General features: G+C 69.0%; 17 protein-coding genes. 11 read left to right on the top strand and 6 right to left on the bottom strand.

The features are described from left to right. Window positions 1–26: 26 nt before the first annotated feature. The 3 genes from lspA to dnaE are packed head-to-tail and all read left to right on the top strand — an operon-like array spanning window position 27 to window position 5051. The gene (lspA, locus tag AB0P25_RS00325; protein ID WP_363804716.1) at window positions 27–590 is read left to right on the top strand and encodes a signal peptidase II; all 564 of its coding nucleotides are present in this window, start codon (window positions 27–29) and stop codon (window positions 588–590) included. After that, the gene (locus AB0P25_RS00320; RefSeq protein WP_363804715.1) at window positions 591–1511 is read left to right on the top strand and encodes an RluA family pseudouridine synthase; all 921 of its coding nucleotides are present in this window, start codon (window positions 591–593) and stop codon (window positions 1509–1511) included. A gap of 24 nt (window positions 1512–1535) precedes the next feature. Continuing rightward, window positions 1536–5051, top strand: a complete 3516-nt coding sequence (gene dnaE, locus AB0P25_RS00315; RefSeq protein ID WP_363804714.1) for a DNA polymerase III subunit alpha — start codon at window positions 1536–1538, stop codon at window positions 5049–5051. Between the two features lie 25 nt (window positions 5052–5076). Here the strand turns inward: dnaE and AB0P25_RS00310 are convergent, their stop codons facing one another. Beyond that, a complete protein-coding gene (locus tag AB0P25_RS00310; RefSeq protein WP_363804713.1) occupies window positions 5077–5607 on the bottom strand; it encodes a flavin reductase family protein in 531 nt (176 codons plus the stop codon). 59 nt (window positions 5608–5666) lie between these two features. Between AB0P25_RS00310 and hisD the strand changes: the two genes are divergently transcribed. The 3 genes from hisD to AB0P25_RS00295 are packed head-to-tail and all read left to right on the top strand — an operon-like array spanning window position 5667 to window position 8531. After that, window positions 5667–6977, top strand: a complete 1311-nt coding sequence (gene hisD, locus AB0P25_RS00305; RefSeq protein ID WP_363804712.1) for a histidinol dehydrogenase — start codon at window positions 5667–5669, stop codon at window positions 6975–6977. A gap of 16 nt (window positions 6978–6993) precedes the next feature. Beyond that, window positions 6994–7461, top strand: a complete 468-nt coding sequence (gene nrdR, locus AB0P25_RS00300) for a transcriptional regulator NrdR (RefSeq protein WP_363804711.1) — start codon at window positions 6994–6996, stop codon at window positions 7459–7461. A 26-nt stretch (window positions 7462–7487) separates the two neighbouring features. Then, complete coding sequence (locus tag AB0P25_RS00295) at window positions 7488–8531, top strand: quinone-dependent dihydroorotate dehydrogenase (RefSeq protein ID WP_363804710.1); 1044 nt, start codon at window positions 7488–7490, stop codon at window positions 8529–8531. Here the strand turns inward: AB0P25_RS00295 and AB0P25_RS00290 are convergent. Next, window positions 8499–9476: a ribonuclease HI family protein gene (locus AB0P25_RS00290; RefSeq protein WP_363804708.1), complete on the bottom strand. Its 978-nt coding sequence runs from the start codon at window positions 9474–9476 to the stop codon at window positions 8499–8501. The two genes, AB0P25_RS00295 and AB0P25_RS00290, sit on opposite strands and share 33 nt — an antisense overlap. Window position 9477: 1 nt before the next feature. After that, window positions 9478–10071, bottom strand: a complete 594-nt coding sequence (locus AB0P25_RS00285; protein WP_363804707.1) for a DUF3043 domain-containing protein — start codon at window positions 10069–10071, stop codon at window positions 9478–9480. 41 nt (window positions 10072–10112) lie between these two features. Between AB0P25_RS00285 and AB0P25_RS00280 the strand changes: the two genes are divergently transcribed. From AB0P25_RS00280 to AB0P25_RS00260, 5 genes are all read left to right on the top strand, one after another. Continuing rightward, entirely contained in the window at window positions 10113–11552 is a 1440-nt protein-coding gene (locus AB0P25_RS00280; RefSeq protein ID WP_363804706.1) for a dipeptidase, read from the top strand. Window positions 11553–11646: 94 nt separating this feature from the next. Beyond that, window positions 11647–12003, top strand: a complete 357-nt coding sequence (gene erpA / locus AB0P25_RS00275; protein ID WP_064109297.1) for an iron-sulfur cluster insertion protein ErpA — start codon at window positions 11647–11649, stop codon at window positions 12001–12003. A gap of 145 nt (window positions 12004–12148) precedes the next feature. Further along, window positions 12149–13048, top strand: coding sequence for a cytochrome c oxidase subunit II (gene coxB, locus AB0P25_RS00270; protein ID WP_363804705.1), 900 nt, complete (start codon window positions 12149–12151; stop codon window positions 13046–13048). Between the two features lie 9 nt (window positions 13049–13057). After that, a complete protein-coding gene (gene ctaD, locus AB0P25_RS00265) occupies window positions 13058–14806 on the top strand; it encodes a cytochrome c oxidase subunit I (protein WP_064109295.1) in 1749 nt (582 codons plus the stop codon). A 3-nt stretch (window positions 14807–14809) separates the two neighbouring features. After that, window positions 14810–15232, top strand: a complete 423-nt coding sequence (locus AB0P25_RS00260) for a cytochrome c oxidase subunit 4 (RefSeq protein WP_363804703.1) — start codon at window positions 14810–14812, stop codon at window positions 15230–15232. Between the two features lie 457 nt (window positions 15233–15689). Here the strand turns inward: AB0P25_RS00260 and AB0P25_RS00255 are convergent, their stop codons facing one another. The 3 genes from AB0P25_RS00255 to AB0P25_RS00245 all read right to left on the bottom strand — a co-directional run bounded on the left by AB0P25_RS00255 (window position 15690) and on the right by AB0P25_RS00245 (window position 19270). Beyond that, complete coding sequence (locus AB0P25_RS00255) at window positions 15690–16505, bottom strand: methyltransferase domain-containing protein (protein ID WP_363804702.1); 816 nt, start codon at window positions 16503–16505, stop codon at window positions 15690–15692. Window positions 16506–16583: 78 nt separating this feature from the next. Beyond that, the gene (locus AB0P25_RS00250) at window positions 16584–18206 is read right to left on the bottom strand and encodes a ubiquinol-cytochrome c reductase cytochrome b subunit (protein WP_363804700.1); all 1623 of its coding nucleotides are present in this window, start codon (window positions 18204–18206) and stop codon (window positions 16584–16586) included. Beyond that, the gene (locus tag AB0P25_RS00245; RefSeq protein WP_363804699.1) at window positions 18203–19270 is read right to left on the bottom strand and encodes a Rieske 2Fe-2S domain-containing protein; all 1068 of its coding nucleotides are present in this window, start codon (window positions 19268–19270) and stop codon (window positions 18203–18205) included. The genes AB0P25_RS00250 and AB0P25_RS00245 overlap by 4 nt, the downstream gene beginning before the upstream one ends. Window positions 19271–19315 lie beyond the last annotated feature (45 nt).

Genomic DNA, 19315 nt, shown 5'->3' with positions numbered 1-19315 from the left:
CCCGGCCCAAGGTCAGCATCAGGGCCTTGGCGGTCCTGGCGGTGGTCGCGCTCTGCGTGTACCTCATCGACCAGATCGCCAAGGTCCTGGTCGTGTCGAACCTCTTCGAGGGCCAGCAGGTCGAGGTCCTGGGTCAGCTCCTCCAGTTCCACTTCGTCAAGAACGCGGGAGCGGCCTTCTCGATCGGCAGCGGGTCCACGTGGATCTTCTCCATCGTCGGGGTCGGTGTGCTCGGCTTCGTCATCTGGTACGCGCCGCGGATCCGGTCGACGGCCTGGGCTGTCCTGTTCGGGCTCCTGCTCGGCGGCCTGCTCGGCAATCTGACCGACCGGCTGTTCCGTGAGCCGGGCTTCGGCGTCGGCCATGTTGTCGACTTCCTGCAGATCCCGCTCCTGCCGGCGATCTTCAACCTCGCCGACGTCGCGATCGTGTCGAGCATGGTGCTGTTCCTCATCCTGACCCTCCGCGGGATCGGGCTGGACGGCCGGCGCACGCGCGACGAGGACGACGAGGCGGCCGCCGAGGCCGACGACGTGGACGCCGGGGAGGCGTCGACGACGGACACACCGAACGACAAGCCGCAGGGCTAGATGGAATCGCGCAGCTTCCCCATCCCGGACGGGCTGGAGGGCTCACGCGTCGACGCGGGCCTGGCCAAGCTCCTCGGCTTCTCGCGGAGTTTCGCCGCCGAGATCGCCGAGGCGGGCGGGGTCACCGTCGACGGCCGCGAGGCGGGCAAGTCCGACCGTCTGACCGCGGGCTCCTGGCTCGAGGTGTCGTGGCAGCCGAAGTCCGACGTCGAGATCGTGCCGATCGCCGTCCCGGAGCTGACGATCGTCCACGACGACGACGACATCGTGGTGATCGACAAGCCCGTCGGGGTCGCCGCGCATCCGTCGGTCGGCTGGGAGGGCCCGACCGTTCTCGGGGCGCTGGCGGCGGCCGGCTTCCGCATCTCGACCTCGGGCGCCGCCGAGCGCGCGGGCATCGTGCACCGGCTGGACGCGGGCACCAGCGGCCTCATGGTCGTCGCGAAGTCGGAGCGCGCCTACACCGCGCTGAAGCGCGCCTTCCACGACCGCACGGTCGAGAAGATCTACCACGCGGTCGTCCAGGGGCACCCGGACCCGCTGACCGGCACCATCGACGCGCCGATCGGGCGGCATCCCAGGTCGGACTGGAAGTTCGCCGTCGTGGCCGGCGGCAAGCCGTCGGTGACGCACTACGAGACCATCGAGGCGTTCCCGTCCGCGAGCCTGCTCGAGATCCACCTGGAGACGGGACGCACGCACCAGATCCGCGTCCACATGGCGGCGCAGCGGCACCCCTGCGTCGGCGACGCGATGTACGGGGCGGACCCGGTTCTCAGCGAGAGACTGGGTCTTACCCGGCAGTGGCTGCACGCCGTCCAGCTCGCGTTCGAGCACCCGGCGACGGGGGAGTGGGTCACCTTCACGACGACCTATCCGGACGACCTGCAACACGCCCTGGACGTGCTCCGAGCGTCGTAGGTCCGACGTAGGCTGTACTCACCTATGAGCGACTCCTTCGTCCACCTCCACGTCCACTCCGAGTACTCCATGCTCGACGGCGCGGCGCGCGTCAAACCGCTGATCGAGTCGGCGGTCGCGCAGGGGATGCCGGGCGTCGCGGTCACTGACCACGGCAACATGTTCGGCGCCTTCGACTTCTGGCGCACCGCGACCGACGCCGGCATCAAGCCGATCATCGGCACCGAGGCCTACCTCACGCCGGGAACGCACCGCACCGACAAGACCCGCATCCGCTGGGGCGACGGCGGCGGCGACGACGTCTCGGGTTCCGGCGCGTACACGCACATGACCATGCTCGCGGCGACCACCGAGGGCATGCACAACCTCTTCCGACTGTCGTCGTACGCGTCGATGGAGGGCTACTACTTCAAGCCGCGCATGGACCGCGAGCTGCTGAGCAAATACTCCAAGGGCATCATCGCGACCACCGGATGCCCGTCGGGCGAGGTGCAGACGCGCCTCCGCCTCGGTCAGTACGAGCTGGCGCGCGAGGCCGCGGCGGAGTTCAGGGACATCTTCGGCAAGGAGAACTTCTTCGCCGAGATCATGGACCACGGGCTCGGCATCGAGCGCCGCATCATGTCCGACCTCATCCGGCTCGCCAAAGACCTCGGCCTGCCGCTCGTCGCGACCAACGACCTCCACTACACGCACGCGGAGGACGCCAAGAGCCACGCCGCGCTGCTGTGCGTCCAGTCCGGCTCCACCCTCGACGACCCCAACCGGTTCAAGTTCGACGCCGACGAGTTCTACCTCAAGACGCCCGAGCAGATGCGGCAGCTGTTCCGCGACTACCCGGAGGCGTGCGACAACACGCTCGCCATCGCCGAGCGCTGCGACGTGCAGTTCGACACCGCCGCGAACTACATGCCGCGGTTCCCGGTGCCCGAGGGCGAGACCGAGCAGACCTGGTTCGTCAAGGAGGTCGAGAAGGGCCTCGAGCACCGCTACCCGAATGGCATCACGCCCGAGGTGCGCAAGCAGGCCGACTACGAGATCGGCGTCATCTCGCAGATGGGCTTCCCGGGCTACTTCCTCGTCGTCGCCGACTTCATCAACTGGTCGAAGCGCAACGGGATCCGCGTCGGCCCCGGACGTGGTTCCGGCGCCGGCTCGATGGCCGCGTACGCGATGCGGATCACCGACCTCGACCCGCTGCAGCACGGCCTCATCTTCGAGCGCTTCCTCAACCCCGACCGCGTCTCCATGCCCGACTTCGACGTCGACTTCGACGACCGCCGCCGTGGCGAGGTCATCAAGTACGTGACCGAGAAGTACGGCTCGGAGCGCGTCGCCCAGATCGTCACCTACGGCACCATCAAGGCCAAGCAGGCGCTGAAGGACTCGGGCCGGGTGCTCGGCTTCCCCTTCTCCATGGGCGAGAAGCTGACCAAGGCGATGCCGCCGCCCGTCATGGGCAAGGACATCCCGCTGACGGGCATCTTCGACAAGGAGCACCCGCGCTACAAGGAGGCCGTCGACATCCGCGCGGTCGTCGAGAGCGACCCCGAGGCCAAGACCGTGTTCGACACGGCGCTCGGCCTCGAGAACCTGAAGCGCCAGTGGGGCGTGCACGCGGCCGGCGTCATCATGTCGTCCGACCCGCTGATCGACGTCATCCCGATCATGAAGCGGGAGCAGGACGGCCAGATCGTCACGCAGTTCGACTATCCGGCGTGCGAGTCGCTGGGCCTGATCAAGATGGACTTCCTGGGGCTCCGCAACCTCACCATCATCAACGACGCCCTCGACAACATCCGCGACAACCGCGGTGAAGAGCTCGTGCTCGAAGATCTCGAGCTCGACGACCGGCCCGCGTACGAACTCCTGTCGCGCGGCGACACCCTCGGCGTGTTCCAGCTCGACGGCGGCCCGATGCGCTCCCTGCTGCGGCTCATGAAGCCGGACAACTTCGAGGACATCTCCGCACTGATCGCGCTGTACCGCCCGGGTCCGATGGGCGCGAACTCGCACACCAACTACGCGCTGCGCAAGAACGGCCAGCAGGCGATCACGCCCATCCATCCGGAGCTCGCAGAGCCGCTGGCGGACATCCTCTCGACCAGCTACGGCCTCATCATCTACCAGGAGCAGGTGATGGCGATCGCCCAGAAGGTCGCCGGCTTCTCGCTCGGCCAAGCAGACATCCTGCGCCGCGCCATGGGCAAGAAGAAGAAGTCCGAGCTGGACAAGCAGTTCGAGGGCTTCTCGCAGGGCATGCAGGCCAACGGCTACTCGATGGACGCGGTCAACAAGCTGTGGGAGATCCTGCTCCCGTTCTCCGACTACGCGTTCAACAAAGCGCACTCGGCGGCCTACGGCGTCATCTCCTACTGGACCGCGTACCTCAAGGCGCACTACCCGGCCGAGTACATGGCGGCGCTCCTCACGAGCGTCGGCGACTCCAAGGACAAGATGGCGCTCTACCTCAACGAGTGCCGCCGCATGGGCATCAAGGTGCTCCCGCCGGACGTCAACGAGTCGAACCTCTACTTCGCCGCGGTCGGCGAGGACATCCGCTTCGGCATGGGCGCCGTGCGCAACGTCGGCGCCAACGTCGTCGAGGGTGTGCGCGAGGCGCGCGAGAGCAAGGGCCGTTTCGAGTCGTTCCACGATTTCCTGAACAAGGTGCCCATCCACGCCGCCAACAAGCGGACGGTCGAATCGCTGATCAAGGCGGGCGCGTTCGACTCGCTCGGGCACACCCGGCGGGCTCTCGTCGAGGTGCACGAGGACGCCGTGGAATCGGCCGTCAAGATCAAGCGCAACGAGGCGAACGGCGACGTCGGGTTCGACTTCGACAGCCTGTGGGGCGAGGACGAGGTGGCGCAGACCCAGCACCACATCCCGAGCCGGCCGGAGTGGGCCAAGCGCGACAAACTGGCGTTCGAGCGCGAGATGCTGGGCCTGTACGTGTCCGACCATCCGCTCGCCGGACTCGAGCTGCAGCTGGCGAAGTTGGCGAGCACCGGAATCGCCGAGCTCGTCGGATCGGAGAACATCCAGGACGGCGAGACGGTCACCATCGCGGGCCTCGTGACGAGCGTGCAGCACCGCGTGGCGAAGGCGTCGGGCAATCAGTACGGCATGATCCAGGTCGAGGACTTCGGCGGCGAGCTGACCGTGATGTTCATGGGCAAGGCGTACCAGGAGTACTCGCACGCCCTGCAGGGCGACGCGATCGTCGTCGTCCGCGGCCGGGTGAGCCTGCGCGACGACGGGATGAACCTCCACGCGTTCTCGCTGATGACGCCCGATCTCGGTCAGGTCGACGACACTGCGACCCTGATGATCACCATGCCGGACCAGCGGGCGACGACCGACACCGTGATGTCGCTCAGCGAGGTGCTGGCGCGGCATCCCGGCGAGAGCGAGGTGCGCCTCCGGCTCGTGAAGGGTCAGGTTGCGCGCGTCTTCGAGGTGCCGAAGCCGGTGAAGGTGAGCGCCGACCTGTACGGCGAGCTGAAGGGGCTGCTCGGGCCGAACTGCCTGGTCTGAGCGTGTCCGCCGGCCCGGGCGCGGCTCAGACCGGGGTGCCGGGCCGCCAGTAGGTGCGCTCGTGGTAGACGAGCGGGGCGTCGTCCTCTCCGAGGGCGCCCTGCTCGATCTGCACCACCACGACCGCGCTGTTGTGCACTTGCACGCGCTCCAGGATGCGTCCAACCATCCACGCGGTCGTGTCCTTGATCACGGGGAGGCCGTGCGGGCCGCGGTACCAGTGGTCGCCGACGAACCGGGTCTGGTTGTCGCCGGACAGGATCTGGGCGACCTCCCGGTTGCGCACGCCGAGGGTGTGGATGACCACGCGGTCCGTCTCGGCGATGGCGGGCCAGCTCGACGCCGAGAGCGCCATGTTGAAGGTCGCCAGCGGCGGGACCGCCGCGAGCGACGCCAGCGAGGTGGCCGTGAACCCGACGGGCGTGCCGTCCTCGCGCTGGGCGGTGACGATGGCGACGCCGGCCGCGTGCCGACGGAAGGTCTGACGGAAGGCCGCGAGGTCGGGGGTGGCGTCGGTGACCGTGCCGTCGGTCGGGTCGGGGGATGCGCTGTTCATACTGTGGGTACAAGCTCCAGTCGGGCTGGAAGATTCCGGGCGGGTAGGCTTGATGGGCCATGATCCAGACCATCGATCTCCGCGGTGTCCAGCCTACTCGTGCCGCGTTCCAGCGCCTCGTGCCCCGTCCCGTCGTGGACGTGCAGGTCGCGATGACCGTCGCGGCCGACCTGATCGCCGACGTGCGCGAGCGCGGTGTCGCCGCCCTGCGCGAGCAGGCCGAGCGGTTCGACGGCGGCGCTCCGGCGTCCCTCCGTGTCCCGCAGGCGGAGATCGACGCCGCCGTGGCGGCGCTGCCCGCCGACGTGCGCGAGGCCCTGGAGGAGGCGATCGCGCGCGTCCGCGAGGCGACCGCCGCCCAGGTCCCGCCGCCCGCCGAGACGGTCATCCGCCCGGGCGCGAGCATCGTGCAGCGCTGGGAGCCGGTCGAGCGTGCCGGGCTGTATGTGCCGGGCGGAAAGGCCGTCTACCCGTCGAGCGTCGTGATGAACGCCGTGCCCGCGCAGGTCGCCGGCGTGGCCTCCGTCGCCCTGGTCAGCCCGCCGCAGCGGGAGTTCGGGGGAGCGGTCCACCCGGTCATCCTGGGGGCCGCGGGCCTGCTGGGCATCGACGAGGTCTACGCGATGGGAGGCGCCGGCGCGATCGGCGCGCTGGCGTACGGCGTCGAAGAGCTGGGCCTCGACCCCGTGCAGGTCATCACCGGCCCCGGCAACATCTACGTCGCGGCCGCCAAGCGCGTGGTCCGCGGTCAGACCGGCATCGACTCCGAGGCCGGCACGACCGAGATCCTGGTGATCGCCGACGACACGGCGGACGCGTCCTATGTCGCCGCCGACCTGGTCAGCCAGGCCGAGCACGACGAGGCCGCCGCGTCCCTCCTCGTCACGGACAGCCCCGCGTTCGCGGACCGCGTCGTCGCCGAACTCGGGCGACTGGCCGACGCGACCAAGCACGCCGAGCGCGTCCGGACGGCGCTCGGCGGCCCGCAGTCCGCGATCGTCCTCGTCGACGACCTCGCCGCGGCCGCCGCGTTCAGCAACGCGTACGGTCCCGAGCACCTGGAGCTCCAGACGACCGACCCGGATGCGCTGCTCGCGTCCATCCGCAACGCCGGCGCGATCTTCCTCGGCCCCACCTCGCCGGTCAGCCTCGGCGACTACCTGGCCGGCTCGAACCACGTGCTGCCGACCGGCGGTCAGGCGCGGTTCTCGCCGGGCCTGGGCGCGTACTCGTTCCTGCGGCCGCAGCAGGTGGTCCGCTACGACCGCGAGGCGCTGCACGAGGTCGCCGACCGCATCGTGGCGCTCTCGACCGCGGAGGACCTTCCTGCCCACGGCGAAGCGGTCACTCAGCGGTTCCGCACCCGGTGAGCGATAGAATTCCTCCATGTTCTGCCCCTTCTGCCGCCACCCGGACTCCCGTGTCATCGACTCGCGGACGAGTGACGACGGGCTCTCCATCCGCCGTCGCCGGCAGTGCCCGGAGTGCGGCCGTCGCTTCTCGACCACCGAGACCGCGAGTCTCAGCGTGATCAAGCGCAGCGGCGTGGCGGAGCCGTTCAGCCGCGAGAAGATCGTGCTGGGCGTGCGCAAGGCGTGCCAGGGGCGTCCGGTCACCGACTCCGACCTCGCCGTGCTGGCGGGCAAGGTCGAGGAGACCATCCGGTCGACGGGAGCCTCGCAGATCGAGGCCAACGACATCGGGCTCGCCATCCTGCCGGAGCTCCGCGAGCTCGACGAGGTCGCATACCTGCGCTTCGCGAGCGTCTACCAGGCCTTCGACTCCCTCGACGACTTCGAGGAGGCCATCCGCTCGCTGCGCGTGGCGCACCAGGAGCCTGTCGGCGCCGAGTGAGCTCCAGGCGATATTCTGCTATCGGCATGTATCGCGCACTCTTCGACCTCGTCCTCTCCCGCCTCGACCCCGAGCGGGCCCATCACCTCGCGTTCGTGGTGATCCGCGCCCTCCCGGCCGTCGGTCTCGGCGGACTGGCCCGGCGCTTCACCGCCCCGGACCCGTCCCTCGCCGTGGAGGCCCTGGGCCAGCGGTTCGACTCGCCGTTCGGCGTCGCCGCCGGCTTCGACAAGGACGGCGAGGGCGTGCTGGGTCTCGGCGTGCTCGGCTTCGGCCACGTGGAGGTCGGCACGATCACCGCGCGCCCGCAGCCCGGCAACGACAAGCCGCGGCTGTTCCGCCTCATCCCGGACCGCGCGGTCATCAACCGGATGGGCTTCAACAACCATGGCGCCGGCGCGGCCGCCAACAGGCTGCTGGGTGTCCGACGTGCCCGCACCCGCCCGGTGCTCGGGGTCAACATCGGCAAGTCGCGCGTCGTCGCGGTCGAGGACGCCACCGCCGACTATCTGACCAGCGCTCGCGCGCTCGCGCCCGTCGCCGACTACCTCGTCGTCAACGTCAGCTCGCCGAACACCCCGGGGCTCCGCGGCCTGCAGGAGCTCGAACTCCTGTCGCCGCTGCTCACCGCGGTCAAGGAGGTCGCGGGGGAGACCCCGCTGCTGGTCAAAATCGCGCCGGACCTCACCGACGAGCAGGTGGAGCGCATCGCGCGCCTCGCCGTCGAGCTGGGCCTCGCCGGCATCATCGCGACCAACACCACGATCTCGCGCGACGGCCTCGCCACCGATCCGGCGGTCGTCGAGGCGGCCGGCGCGGGGGGCTTGAGCGGTGCACCGCTCGCCGCCCGCTCCCTGGAGGTGCTGCGCCTCATCCGTGCGGTCGTCCCCGCCCAGCTGTGCGTCATCTCGGTGGGCGGTGTCGAGACCGCGGAGGACGTGCAGGAGCGGCTGGATGCCGGCGCCACGCTGGTGCAGGGCTACACGGCGTTCCTCTACCGCGGCCCGCTCTGGGCGCGCGAGATCAACCGCGGGCTGCTACGCCTCCGGCGTGCCCTGGTGGAAGCGTAGGCGCCAGCGCCCCGAGCTCCGCACCCAGAGCGAGCTGCGCAGGGTCGCCCCGCGCGCATCCGTCGTCCGGGCGGTGAGCAGCAGCGCGTCGCCGGAGACCCGGTCGACGCCGAGCACTTCGAGGTCCGCTGCCGGCGCGTCCTCGTCGGCGAGCTCCGAGACGATCGCGTCGCGACCCCAGAGACGGCCGGAGCGGCCGATCTCCTCGAACGACGGATGCAGCAGCTCGGCCAGGCGGGACGCGTCGGTCCGCACCGCCGGCTCCAGCAGCTCGCGCTCCAGCCGGGCGACGACCTGCTCGTCCGTCTCCGCGGCGTCGAGCCCGTCGAACAGGTCGAACTCGAGCGCGGCGTCGGCGGCAGGAGCGGCGGATGCGGGAGCGGCGGGAGCGGCGGAAACAGACTCCAGCGGTGCCACCTCCACCGCGTCCGGCTCGACCGCCTCCGGCTCGACCGCCTCCGGCTCGACCGCCGGCGCGGTCCCCGCCCATCCCGGGCCGATCGGGATCGGGTCGCCCTTCTGGTACGCCGTCGCGACCGCGCGAGCGCGTTGGTCCGCCGCCTCGTTCAGATCGTGCCCGGCGTGCCCCTTGACCCACTCGAAACGGTACTGACGCCCCTGGAGTCCGCGGTCCAGGCGCTCCAGAAGCTCGCGGTTGAGCACAGGAGCGCCGTCGGCCTTGCGCCAGCCCTTCCGCTTCCAGCCCGGCATCCACTTCGTCACCGCGTTGATGACGTACTGGCTGTCGCAGAAGATGTGGAGATCGTTGCCCTCCAGGTGCGCCGTCGACTCCAGGAGGTCGATGACGGCCATGAGCTCGCCCTGGTTGTTCGTTCCGTGCGGCCAGCCGCCCGCCGACCAGTGGTCGTCGTCGACGTACCAGGCCCACCCGGCAGGACCGGGATTGCCGAGGGCGGAGCCGTCGGCCGCTGCGACGATCGTCACGTCAGCTCGGGTACTGGCCGCGCTTGACCTGCGGCTTGGGCAGACGCATGATCCGCAGCTGCAGGGCGCGCATGGCGCCGTACCAGCGCAGGCCGCGCTCCACCTTCGTCTTGCCGAACTTGTCGCCGACGCGCCGCTGGATCAGGAACCCGAGCACGAAGCAGTCGATCACCGCGATGAGGAAGAAGCCCCACAGCGCGAACAGGCCGTAGACCTGCAGGACCGGCGACGGCAGGAACGTCAGCACGATGACGATGAGCATGACCGGGATGAGGAATTCGCCGATCGAGAACCGCGCGTCCACGTAGTCGCGCACGTAGCGCCGCTGCGGGCCACGGTCGCGGGCGGTCAGGTAGCGGTCGTCGCCTGCGGCCATGCCGACGCGGGCCCGCTCACGAGCCTCCGCCTGCTTGGCGCGGGCCTGACGGGCCGCCTCCTTGCGGTCGGTCGGCACGAGCGGGCGCTTGCGGGCGGCCTCCTGCTCGCGGCGGGAGGGCGTGGGAGCGCCCTTGCCCTGCTTCAGCCGGGCGGCCGTCTCTTCGGGGGTCTCGACCGCGGGCGTCTCCGCCTCGGCCGGGTTCTGTCGCTTTGCCAACTTCGCGCCTTCGATTCTGGGGTCCGCTTAACATTATCCGCATGACAGACAGCCAGCAGACCCCCGATCCGGCAACCTCCGGCTCGTCCGACCCCGCCGAGCAGACGGTGCGCACCGCGGTCGACCGCGGCATGCCCTCCGCCGTCGCCGACCTCTCGCAGCTCGTGCGCATCCCGTCGGTGTCGTGGTCGGCCTTCGACCCCGCCAACGTCCGCCGCAGCGCCGAGGCGGTGGCCGCCCTCCTGAGCGACACCGGGATGTTCGATGCGGTCGAGATCAAGCAGGCGCCGACCGCGGACGGCGGAACGCTCGGGCAGCCCGCCGTTCTCGCCACCCGAGCCGCGCGCAACGGTCGGCCGACCGTGCTGCTGTATGCGCACCACGACGTGCAGCCGGAGGGCGACGAAGCGCTCTGGGAGACGCCGCCGTTCGAGCCGACCGTGCGCGGAGACCGCCTCTACGCCCGGGGCGCCGCCGACGACAAGGCGGGCGTGCTGACCCACGTCGCGTCCGTCCGCGCGCTGCGCGACGCCTTCGGCGACGACCTCGAGCTCGGGCTCGCCGTGTTCATCGAGGGGGAGGAGGAGTTCGGCTCCCGCTCGTTCGCGCACTTCCTGGAGCAGAACAAGGAGGCGCTGGCCGCCGACGTGATCGTCGTCGCCGACTCGGACAACGTCGACGTGAACACCCCGGCGCTCACCGTCTCGCTGCGCGGCAACGTCACCTTCAAGCTCACGGTCGCGACGCTGGAGCACGCCTCACACTCCGGCATGTACGGCGGCGCCGCCCCCGACGCGATGCTCGCCATGGTGAAGCTGCTCGCGACCCTGCACGACGAGAAGGGCTCGGTGGCCGTCGAAGGCCTCACCTCGTACACCGACGCCGCCGAGCCGCCCGCGTTCAGCGAGGAGGAACTGGCGAAGGACGCCGCCCTGCTCGACGGCGTGACCAGCATCGGCACCGGGCCCGTCCTGTCCCGGATGTGGTCGCAGCCCACCATCACGATCACCGGCATCGACGCGCCGTCGGTCGCGAACGCGTCCAACACGCTGCTGCCGAGCGTCGCGGTGCGTGTCAGCTCGCGCGTCGCGCCCGGGCAGCCGGCCAGCGAGGCGTACGAGGCGCTGGAGCGGCACCTGCGGGCGCACGCGCCGTTCGGCGCGCACATCACGATCGAGGACGTCGACCTGGGCGACCCGTTCCTCGTGGACACGGACGGCTGGGCGGCGACCGAGGCGAAGCGCGCAATGACGGACGCGTGGGGGAAGGAGGCGGTCGAGACGGGCATCGGCGGGTCCATCCCGTTCATCGCCGACCTCGTCCGCGAGTTCCCGGAGGCGCAGATCCTGGTCACCGGAGTGGAGGACCCCGACACGCGGGCGCACAGCCCGAACGAGTCGCTGCACCTCGGCGTGTTCAAGCGGGCGATCCTCACCGAAGCGCTCCTGCTTGCGCGGCTGAACGGTCGCGAGGCATCCTGAACGAACTGTGACTCCAAGCGAATTGGCACCGGGAAGTCGTACAATCGACCCAGATTTCGTTCCGGAGTCAGAAACATCCTTCCGAAGGAGCCCCATGACCGACACAACGCTGACCGCGACCAAGGCCCACGGCGTCGGCCTGACCGACACCGCGGCCTCCAAGGTCAAGAGCCTGCTCGAGCAGGAGGGCCGCGACGACCTGCGTCTGCGCGTCGCCGTCCAGCCCGGTGGATGCTCGGGTCTGATCTACCAGCTGTACTTCGACGAGCGCATGCTCGACGGGGACGCGACCGTCGACTTCGACGGTGTGGAGGTCATCGTCGACAAGATGAGCGTCCCGTACCTCGACGGTGCGACGATCGACTTCGAGGACACCATCCAGAAGCAGGGTTTCACCATCGACAACCCCAACGCCACCGGCTCCTGCGCGTGCGGAGACTCCTTCCACTGAGCGCTCCATAGCACAGGAAAAGACATCGGGCCGCCCCTCTCGGGGCGGCCCTTTTGTTCGGATCAGGGTGTCAGTCGGAGTAGGGTAGACACAGCCACATACAGTTGCATGTGAACTGTCCCAGTAGTCACTCGAAAGGTCACCGGTGCGTCACAATCGCCGTCTCCGATGGGCTGCCATCCCGATCGCCGCGACTCTCGTCGTAGCGCTCGCGGGCTGCACTCAGGCCCAGCTGCACGGATTCCTCCCGGGCTTCGTCGAGGGTGAGCCGCCCGTCACGAACCACACCGAGCGCATCAGCGGCCTGTGGGTGACCAGCTGGATCGTCCTCCTCATCGTCGGCATCGTCGTGTGGGGCCTGATCCTTTGGGCGGTCATCGTCTACCGCCGCCGCAAGGGCCAGACCGGCCTCCCGGTGCAGCTGCGCTACAACATGCCGATCGAGATCTTCTACACGATCGTGCCGCTCATCCTGGTGCTCGGCTTTTTCGCCTTCACCGCGCGCGACCAGGCCGCCATCGAGCAGCCCTACGCGAACCCGGACGTCAAGATCCAGGTCTACGCCAAGCAGTGGGCGTGGGACTTCAACTACGTCACCGATAACGTCTACGACCCCGGCATCCAGGTCCAGCCGGACGACAACAGCGCCACCCCCGGATCCGTCCAGGAGGGCGAGGTTCCGACGCTGTACCTGCCCGAGAACAAGAAGATCACTATCCAGCTCGATTCGCGCGATGTGATCCACTCGTTCTGGGTGCCGGCGATGCTCTACAAGAAGGACGTCATCCCGGGCAAGACCAACTACATGTACTTCGAGACGACGGACCGCACCGGGACCTTCGTCGGCAAGTGCGCCGAGCTCTGCGGCGAGTACCACTCCGCGATGCTCTTCAACGTCAAGATCGTGTCGCAGTCCGACTACGACGCGCACATCCAGAAGCTGAAGGACCAGGGCTACACGGGCCAGCTGGGCCCGGAGTACGACCGCAACCAGAACCTGCCGGGCAGGGGCACCCCTTCGGGTCCCCAGGGCGGCAACGAGTAGGACGCACTGATGACGACGACAGCACCGGCACCGGGGGCGACCACCGCCCCGAAGCCCACGCCCTCGTTCGTGTCCGCCAACGGCGTGGCGCGCAAGGGCAACATCCTCGTGAACTACATCACGTCGACCGACCACAAGACGATCGGGTACATGTACCTGATCTCGTCGTTCGTGTACTTCCTCATCGGCGGCGTGATGGCGCTGATCATCCGCGCTCAGCTGTTCGAGCCGGGCCTGCAGGTCGTGCAGACCAAGGAGCAGTACAACCAGCTCTTCACAATGCACGGCACGATCATGCTGCTCATGTTCGCGACCCCGCTGTTCGCGGGCTTCGCGAACGTGCTCATGCCGCTGCAGATCGGTGCGCCCGACGTCGCCTTCCCGCGACTGAACGCGCTGGCGTACTGGTTCTACTCGTTCGGCTCGCTGATCGCGGTCGCCGGCTTCCTCACCCCGCAGGGCGCGGCTTCGTTCGGATGGTTCGCCTACGCGCCGCTCTCGAGTACGACGTTCTCACCGGGCATAGGTGGAAACCTCTGGGTCCTGGGCCTCGGCCTCTCCGGCTTCGGCACCATCCTCGGCGCCGTGAACTTCATCACGACGATCATCACGATGCGCGCCCCGGGCATGACCATGTTCCGCATGCCGATCTTCACCTGGAACACCCTGGTGACCTCGATCCTCGTGCTGATGGCCTTCCCGGTCCTCGCCGCGGCGCTGTTCGCCCTGGCCGCCGACCGCGTGTTCGACGCGCACATCTACGACGCGGCCAACGGCGGAGCTCTGCTCTGGCAGCACCTGTTCTGGTTCTTCGGCCATCCCGAGGTGTACATCATCGCGCTGCCGTTCTTCGGCATCGTTTCCGAGATCTTCCCGGTGTTCAGCCGCAAGCCGATCTTCGGATACAAGACCCTGATCTACGCGACGATCGCGATCGCGGCCCTGTCCGTCACCGTGTGGGCGCACCACATGTACGTGACCGGTTCGGTGCTGCTGCCGTGGTTCTCGCTGATGACGATGCTCATCGCGGTCCCGACCGGTGTGAAGATCTTCAACTGGGTCGGCACCATGTGGCGCGGCTCGCTCACGTTCGAGTCGCCGATGCTGTGGTCGATCGGCTTCCTGATCACCTTCACCTTCGGTGGTCTGACCGGCGTCATCCTGGCGTCGCCGCCGCTCGACTTCCACGTGTCCGACACGTACTTCGTCGTCGCCCACTTCCACTACGTGGTGTTCGGTACCGTCGTCTTCGCGATGTTCGCCGGCTTCTACTTCTGGTGGCCGAAGTGGACGGGCAAGATGCTCAACGACCGACTGGGCAAGTGGCACTTCTGGCTCCTGTTCATCGGCTTCCACACGACGTTCCTCATCCAGCACTGGCTGGGCGTCGTGGGCATGCCGCGCCGGTACGCCACGTACCTGCCGTCGGACGGCTTCACCTGGATGAACCAGGTCTCGTCGATCGGCGCCGGCATCCTGGCGATCTCGATGATCCCGTTCTTCGTGAACGTGTACCTGACCGCGCGCAACGCGCCGAAGGTCACGGTCAACGACCCGTGGGGCTACGGCCGCTCGCTCGAGTGGGCCACCAGCTGCCCGCCGCCGCGGCACAACTTCACGTCGATCCCGCGGATCCGTTCGGAGTCGCCGGCGTTCGACCTGAACCACCCGGAGGCCGGCATCCCGATCGGCATCGGCCCGGCGAAGGACGCCCCCGACGCCCCCGTCCACGACGTCGCGAACGACGAGGTGAAGTAGCACATGCGCGCCAATGCCATCCTCTTCTGGATCCTGTCGATCTTCTTCGTCCTGTCGGCGATCGTCTACACGCTCTGGAACCTGGCCGACTCGTTCCACCGGAACGTCGAGTGGGTGGGCACCGTGGGCATGCTGCTCGCGGCCGTCCTCTCCGCCTTCATCGCGTTCTACGTGGGCCGTTCCCACGCCTCGCAGGGCGGTGAGCTCCCGGAGGACCGTCTCGACGCCAACATCGACGACGGCGACCCGGAGCTCGGCCACTTCAGCCCGTGGAGTTGGTGGCCGATCGCCCTGGCGTTCGGCGCCGGCCTGGTCGTCCTCGGCCTCGCCGTCGGCATCTGGATCTGCTTCATCGGCGTCGCCTTCAGCCTCGTCTGCATCGTCGGCTGGGTCTACGAGTACTACCGCGGCTACTTCGCCCGGTAACCACCCACGTCCGCACGAGGGCCGTCTCCCGCAGGGAGGCGGCCCCCTCGTCGTCTGCGCGCGCGCTTTCTGCGTGGCGCCACGCGCCGTCGACCGCGTCGCCCTCACGGCGTGTCCCGTCAACGAGCCGCCATCCATGGGACGCACCACGCCGCTAAGCAGGCCCCATAACGGCGCGTTGCGCCCCATGGATGTGGCCCGGCCGGCGCCGAGCTGGGCCGCGCCCATCTACTGGTCCCAACACGCCGTTACGTATGGGTCCATAACGGCGTGTTGGGACCAGCAGACGTCTGTAAGGCTTCTGCCCGGCGCGGCCGGCGCGGGTGGCCGTCGCGCGGCGGTGCCGCGGGCCGTACAGCGCCACCCCCACGCTTCGAGACGTGTAATCGACCGGATGCAATACGCCGTCAAGCAGCCCGTGCGCGGCCACCGTCGGCGCGACGCTCCCGGTCTCTCGTCAGCGGCGGCCGAAGGTGAGCACGTCGACGGACACGCGCGTCGTGTCGACGGCGAGATCGAGTGCAGCGCCGGCGGCAGCGTGCCGGGCGGACGGACCCATGCCCACCAGGGACGTCCGCAGCTCATCGGTGAGCGCCAGGTCGTACGCGACGGATTCGCGCGCCTGCAGGGCGTACAGGGGCTCTGCGGCGCGGATGACGTCCTCGGCCTTGTCGGACGGGATGTCGAGCATCGTGCCGGCCGCACGCAGCGACGCGAGGTGGTCGGCGCGCGGGACGACGATCACGAGCAGGCCCTCCGGGCGGAGCGCGCGGTGGAACTCGGGCAGGTTGCGTGGCGCGAAGACGTCGAGCACGACGTCCGCGACGGCGTCCCGCACGGGAAGCGGACGCCACGTGTCTGCGACCAAACCGTCCACACGCTCGGACGAGCGGACGGCGCGGGCGACGGCCTGCGGGGAGAGGTCCATCGCCAGCCCGGTAGCATCGGGCGACTCGGCGAGGGCGGCGCGCAGGTAGTAGCCGGTGCCGGCTCCCGCGTCGAGGATGCGCGTGCCGGTGACGGCCGCCGCCACCGCCGCGGCGATGGGGGAGTACGCGCCGCCCTCGAGCACGGCGTCGCGCGCGTCCAGCATCTCGGCGGTGTCGCCCAGGTGCTTGCTTCCACCGCCGAGGAGGGAGACGAAGCCGCGCTTGTTGACGTCGTGGCGGTGACCGTTCGCGCAGCCGAGAGTCAGACGGTCGACCGGCTCGAGGTCGGCCGCGCACACGGGGCAGCGCAGCCAGGATGCGAGGCGGGGGAGGTCGAGCGGCACGGAGGTCGGCTTTCCAGTCGGGGATACGCGAAAGCGCCGGCGCGATCGCTCGCGCCGGCGCTTGTCACGCGGGGTGGGTCAGTGCTCGCCGTGGCCCGACTCGAGCTCGCCGCGGGTCGGCGGGACGAGACGGTCCTCGAAGAACCAGCGGGAGAGGCCGGCGCGCACCCGGTTCGCAGCGGTGATCTTGCCGCGGCGGTTCGGGCGGAGCATCAGCGGCTCGTAGGTCTCGTACGAGACCAGACGCCAGCGCTCGTAGTCGCTCAGCTGCTCGTGCACCTCGATGAACTCGCCACCGGGGAGCTTCACGATACGGCCCGACTCGTAGCCGTGCAGGGCGATCGAGCGGTCTTTCTTCTGCAGGGCGATGCAGACGCGCTTGGTCACCACGTAGGCGATCAGCGGGCCGACGAACAGCAGGAGCTGCAGGGCATGGATCACGCCCTCCATCGTCAGCTTGAAGTGGGTCGCCATGATGTCCGAGCTCGCCGCCGCCCAGAAGACCGCGTAGAACGTGACACCGGCGGCGCCGATGGCCGTGCGGGTCGGAGCGTTGCGCGGACGGTCCAGGATGTGGTGCTCGCGCTTGTCACCGGTCACCCACGCCTCGAGGAACGGGTAGATCATGACCGTCACGATGAACAGGCCGAGGATCGCCACCGGGATGATGATGTTGAACGACCAGGTGCGGTCCAGCCACACGAACTCCCAGCCCGGCGGGACGAGACGCAGGGCGCCGTCTGCGAAGCCGATGTACCAGTCCGGCTGCGTACCGGCGGACACGGGGGAGGGGTCGTACGGGCCGTAGTTCCAGATCGGGTTGATCGTGAAGAACGACGCGAGCAGCGCCACGACACCGAAAACGATGAAGAAGAAGCCGCCGGCCTTCGCCGCGTACACCGGGAGAACCGGGTAGCCGACCACATTGCCCTGGGTGCGTCCCGGAGCCGCGTACTGCGTGTGCTTGTGGATGACCACGAACATCAGGTGCAGGGCGATGAAGGCCACGACCAGGGCGGGCAGCAGGAGGATGTGCAGCGTGTAGAGTCGCCCGACGATCGCGGTGCCGGGGAACTCGCCGCCGAAGAGGAGGAACGAGATCCAGGTTCCGACCACCGGCAGGCCCTTGATCAGGCCGTCGATGATGCGGAGGCCGTTGCCCGAGAGCAGGTCGTCCGGGAGCGAGTAGCCGGTGAAGCCTTCGCCCATCGCGAGGATGAAGAGGACGAAGCCGATGACCCAGTTCAGCTCACGCGGCTTGCGGAACGCGCCGGTGAAGAAGATGCGGAGCATGTGCAGGCCGATGGCCGCCACGAACAGCAGCGCCGCCCAGTGGTGGATCTGCCGGACGAGCAGGCCGCCGCGGATCTCGAACGAGATGTTCAGCGTCGACTGCATGGCCGACGACATCTCGATGCCCTTCAGCGGGACGTACGAGCCGTGGTAGACCACCTCGGCCATGGACGCCTGGAAGAAGAACGTGAGGAACGTGCCCGACAGCAGGATGACGATGAAGCTGTAGAGCGCCACCTCGCCGAGCAGGAACGACCAGTGGTCGGGGAAGATCTTGCGACCGAACTCCTTGACGGCGCCCGAGATGCTGGTGCGGTCCTCGAGGTAGTTCGAGGCGGCCGCCACGAATCCGCCCTTCTGCGGGGCGGGAGACTGTGCCGCAGGCCGTGCGGCGGTGGTGGTGCTCAATGGCGCTCCCAGAAACTCGGGCCGACGGGCTCGTGGAAGTCGCTCTGGGCGACCAGGTAGCCATCGGCGTCGACGGTGATCGGCAGCTGCGGCAGCGGCCGCTTCGCCGGTCCGAAGATGACCTGCGCTTCGTGCGTGATGTCGAACTGCGACTGGTGGCACGGGCAGAGCAGGTGGTGCGTCTGCTGCTCGTAGAGCGCCACGGGGCACCCGACGTGCGTGCAGATCTTGGAGTAGGCGACGATGCCGTCGTAGTTCCAGTTCTCACGGCCCTTGGACACGTGCAGGTCTTCGGGCTTGAGGCGCATGAGCAGCACGGCGGCCTTCGCCTTCTGCTCGAGCATGTCCTCGGCCTCGTTCAGGCCCTCGGGGATCACGTGGAACGCGCTGCCGAGGGTGACGTCGGAGGCCTTGATGGGCGTGCCGGTTGGGTCGCGGGTCAGGCGGACGCCCTTGGCCCACATGGTCTGCGAGAGGGCTTCCACCGGGTCGACGTTCTGCGGCGCGAGACCGCGGAACAGGACGACGGCGGGGAGCGGGAAGACGACGAGCGCGCCGATCAGGCTGTTGCGCACCAGGGTGCGGCGGCTGAAGCCGGACTCCTCGTCGGCCTGGCGGAAGATCTCCGCAGCGCGCTCGGTGGTCGCCTCGCTGCCGCGCACGGGGTGGCGGAGGTCGACGCCCTCCTTCTCGTGCATGAGCGCCTTGCCCCAGTGGACCGCGCCGATACCGATGGCGAGCAGCGCCAGGGCGCTGCCGATGCCGATGAAGAGGTTGTTGAGGCGGACCGAGCCCGGGTCGCCGTCGACGATCGGGAACGCCATGTAGGCGGCGATGGCCCAGACCGAGCCGGCGATCGACAGGTAGAAGAGCGTGTAGACGGTGCGCTCTGCGCGCCGCTCCTTCCTCGGGTCGAGGTCGGTGACGCGCGGACGGTGCGGCGGGAACCCGGGGTTCTCGACGGCGTCGCGGATCACCACCGCGGTACCGGGGTTGCCGGTCCGGTGCTCCTCAGACGGACGGGCGGGCGTGAGCTCGTGCCCGCCGTTGTCGTCCTGTGCCATTGCTCTCCTTCTTACGCTGTGTTCGTACCCGAAGACGGATCCGGA

Origin of the sequence: Leifsonia sp. NPDC077715, from assembly GCF_040686855.1 — a bacterium.
Taxonomy (GTDB): Bacteria; Actinomycetota; Actinomycetes; order Actinomycetales; family Microbacteriaceae; genus Leifsonia.
This window is presented reverse-complemented; position numbering and strand designations above follow the sequence as displayed.

Excerpts from the sequence above, each read along its gene's own strand:
- nrdR (WP_363804711.1), top strand. The coding sequence starts at position 6,994 with ATGTTCTGCCCCTTCTGCCGCCACCCGGACTCCCGTGTCATCGACTCG.
- ctaD (WP_064109295.1), top strand. The coding sequence starts at position 13,058 with ATGACGACGACAGCACCGGCACCGGGGGCGACCACCGCCCCGAAGCCC.
- AB0P25_RS00310 (WP_363804713.1), bottom strand. The coding sequence starts at position 5,607 with ATGAACAGCGCATCCCCCGACCCGACCGACGGCACGGTCACCGACGCC.
- erpA (WP_064109297.1), top strand. The coding sequence starts at position 11,647 with ATGACCGACACAACGCTGACCGCGACCAAGGCCCACGGCGTCGGCCTG.
- dnaE (WP_363804714.1), top strand. The coding sequence starts at position 1,536 with ATGAGCGACTCCTTCGTCCACCTCCACGTCCACTCCGAGTACTCCATG.
- AB0P25_RS00280 (WP_363804706.1), top strand. The coding sequence starts at position 10,113 with ATGACAGACAGCCAGCAGACCCCCGATCCGGCAACCTCCGGCTCGTCC.
- AB0P25_RS00245 (WP_363804699.1), bottom strand. The coding sequence starts at position 19,270 with ATGGCACAGGACGACAACGGCGGGCACGAGCTCACGCCCGCCCGTCCG.
- hisD (WP_363804712.1), top strand. The coding sequence starts at position 5,667 with ATGATCCAGACCATCGATCTCCGCGGTGTCCAGCCTACTCGTGCCGCG.
- AB0P25_RS00260 (WP_363804703.1), top strand. The coding sequence starts at position 14,810 with ATGCGCGCCAATGCCATCCTCTTCTGGATCCTGTCGATCTTCTTCGTC.
- AB0P25_RS00295 (WP_363804710.1), top strand. The coding sequence starts at position 7,488 with ATGTATCGCGCACTCTTCGACCTCGTCCTCTCCCGCCTCGACCCCGAG.
- AB0P25_RS00320 (WP_363804715.1), top strand. The coding sequence starts at position 591 with ATGGAATCGCGCAGCTTCCCCATCCCGGACGGGCTGGAGGGCTCACGC.